At 62.0% G+C, this 1,217-nt stretch carries 1 protein-coding gene; it reads right to left on the bottom strand.

The window, feature by feature from the left end:
- Positions 1–241: 241 nt before the first annotated feature.
- Complete coding sequence (locus ELR45_RS16610; RefSeq protein WP_129667407.1) at positions 242–985, bottom strand: NYN domain-containing protein; 744 nt, start codon at positions 983–985, stop codon at positions 242–244.
- Positions 986–1,217 lie beyond the last annotated feature (232 nt).

Raw genomic sequence — 1,217 nt, forward strand, 5'->3', positions numbered from 1 at the left:
TAGCGGCACATCTCGAGGCGGCCAGGGCGCTGGTGTCCTCCCGGCAACACGCCCTCGTGGCCCCGCCCGCCATCCGTTTGATATTCCGCTATTGGCCGCACCCCGACGCCGTAGAGCCAGGTCCACACGCATCGAGTGCGGTAGCGTCACTGCTCGGGCTCTCACCCGAGCTAGCACCACCTGCCACCTGGCCGGAGGCATCCGCAGGGATGCCTACTCAGCGCGGGCGCTGGCACCGTCCTTACGTTGACGGTGTGGAGACGGTCGGCTCACCTCCACTCGTGTCAGACACGAGCAACAGCTCACTGTCAGAAAACTCGTGGTCACGCGGTGCGTCGGCGGCCTGGCTCCACTTGATCGGACGTGTGTAACTCCACCCGTCGTTCCCAATGACGATCTCTGGCAACAGCGAGTCCTGCAGGTGCTTCTCTGGAATCGGAAACGCCACGACTCTGCCGTTGAGGTTATGCCTCGGACCAATACGGCCAGGCGGACAGGCGACCATCACCGGTCTTTGCGGATCTAGGCGAAGTGACATCTCCATGGCCGGCTGAAAGTCGGTGTCGGCCGAGATCAACAAGGACATGTCGCCATAGCCAGTGGCTGCGTCCGCCGTCATGGCCGCCCCCAGTGCAACATCCGTCAGCTTCTCTTCATGTGTCTGGTACTTCTGAGGAGGGTCGCATTCGCAGGAGTACCTCGCTCGGCAGTGCCGGCAGCGAGCGGTCTTCTTCTTGAAGTGGCCGCGGATGACCTCAACCTCCGGCCGGTAGGACGTAAGCGCGGCGAGGTAGGTTTCCTGCGACACAGCCACCTCTGGCTCACCCCTGAGGATGGCCGTGAAGTACTTGACCTTGACGACTGTGTCATGCCGGCGCATCCGTCTGACCAGCTCAACGACGTCCAGCCAGGAGTAGTTGTCTCCGTACCGGCTTGTCAGACCGTGGTAGAGATTCAAGGCATCGACGTGGGCCACGATGTCCACAGCCAGGGCCCTCCGGGACGGTTTGCGTGACGACCGCCGCCGCGCTAGCGTGGTTGACACGACGTTGGTTACGGCCAACAAGGCGGCCCCCACGGGGGCCGCACTTTTTTGTGTCGACAGGTGGTGTCCCCCACGCGAGGCGGACGCCACCTTTGCCGTTTCATGCCCATACGACATGATCACGACAGTACACGATATAAAAACTGCAAACTAATGCTATCGCTGGCTATAC

Origin of the sequence: Phytoactinopolyspora endophytica, from assembly GCF_004138495.1 — a bacterium.
Taxonomy (GTDB): Bacteria; Actinomycetota; Actinomycetes; order Jiangellales; family Jiangellaceae; genus Phytoactinopolyspora; species Phytoactinopolyspora endophytica.